The organism is Bradyrhizobium sp. AUGA SZCCT0283, from assembly GCF_018130385.1.
GTDB lineage: Bacteria > Pseudomonadota > Alphaproteobacteria > Rhizobiales > Xanthobacteraceae > Bradyrhizobium.
The window spans coordinates 1-1,519 of the sequence record NZ_JAFCLU010000106.1 but is presented as its reverse complement, the minus strand read 5'-3'; the positions used below and the strand labels follow the sequence as shown (position 1 = coordinate 1,519).

1 protein-coding gene is annotated in these 1,519 nt (G+C 55.1%); it reads right to left on the bottom strand.

Going from position 1 to position 1,519, the window contains the following annotated elements:
* Positions 1–60: 60 nt before the first annotated feature.
* Complete coding sequence (locus JQ624_RS38285) at positions 61–1,290, bottom strand: ABC transporter substrate-binding protein (RefSeq protein WP_212424024.1); 1,230 nt, start codon at positions 1,288–1,290, stop codon at positions 61–63.
* Between the last annotated feature and the right edge of the window lie 229 nt (positions 1,291–1,519).

Below are 1,519 nucleotides of genomic sequence, written 5' to 3'. Positions count from 1 at the left end.
GCATCGGATGTCAGCTATCGGAGGGATGCCATGAATCAGGCAAGGCGATTGAAGTACTTCCTATCCTCCGATTTCATCGTTGAGCACGGGGCCGAACAGCTCCCACCTCTCCCCCTTGAACCGTCTGAACTGCACTTGCTTGATCGGAGCGAAATCAGTCGGACTGGTGTTGATCGTGATGCCCGGCAGCAGGTTATCGGTTCTGAAGCCCTTTAGATTCGCTGCCTGCTTCATCACGTTCTCGCGGGTGAGTTCGTCGCCGCACTGCTTCAATACCTGAACCAAAGTCTGGGCATTGTTATATCCCGTGACCACGAAGTTGTCGGCCCGATTGCCTTCGGGAAAATACTTCGCCAAGAATTCGTCAAAAGCCTTCATTCCCGGATGATCACTCCATTGCGGATCCATCGGATCCATCAAGTAAGCCACCGAAATAATATCCTGCGCGTTCTCTAATCCGGCCGGCCTGATTACGGCGCCAATCGAGGTGGCGACGATATTGAGAAAGTGCATCGGCTTCCAGCCGATCTCGCCCGCCTTTTTGATGGCCTGCGCCGCGAACTTCGGCGTGGTGATGTTAACGAACACGTCGGCATTGATAGATTTCATCTTGACAACATGCGTATCGATGGTCGGCTCGGCGACCTCGTAAGCGTCCTCCGCTATGATCATCGACGCGGCCTTGTCGCCCAGCCCGTCCTTCAGGCCTTTGAGGTAGTCCTTTCCGTAATCGTCGTTCTGATAAAGAACACCGATTCTGGCGTTTGGCTTTTCCTTGAGAATATACTTCGCGTAGATCCGCGCCTCGTTCTGATAATTGGGCTGCCAGCCCATGGTCCACGGATAGGTTTGGGGATCATTCCATTTGGTCGCACCCGTCGCCACGAACAACTGTGGCACCTTTTTTGTGTTCATGTACCTCTGAATGGCCGTATTAGACGGCGTGCCGAGCGGGCCGAAGACCAGGAGTACCTCGTCGCTCTCGACCAGCTTGCGCGCCTGCTCAACCGTTTTCGGCGGGCTGTAGGCGTCGTCATAGGAGATGAAGTTGATCTTCCGTCCATTGATACCACCCTCGGCATTGATTTTGCGGAAGTACGCAGCTTCGGTTCTGCCGATTACCCCATAGGCCGACGCGGGTCCGCTGTACGGCATGATGTTGCCGATCTTTATTTGGGTGTCGGTTGCGCCGACATCATATTTCTTCTGAGCGAGCGCACCGCCCCCGCTGGCAGCGAGCATAATGACCGCGGCAGAAAACGCCGCCAATCGTCGCGCGACGAAGGACATGTTCGTTTCTCCCTAACGAAATCATCGAATGTGTCTGGTTGCTATAAAGGGGACCTCCTCGGGTCCACTTCAGATAGTGAACACCTTGCATTCGGTTTTGTCGATCCACCGGGCTCACTCCATTCGTCAGTACGGCTGACTGATTTTTCCAGGGCCGCGCCGCTCGGCACACCGGTGATCCAAGAATTAGCCAGGTCCTACCAAGGAAAGGTCTGCCGCTCCGCCCGAC

What these genes read in the sequence shown, in the direction of transcription:
- JQ624_RS38285 (WP_212424024.1), bottom strand. Translation starts at nt 1,290, where the DNA reads ATGTCCTTCGTCGCGCGACGATTGGCGGCGTTTTCTGCCGCGGTCATT.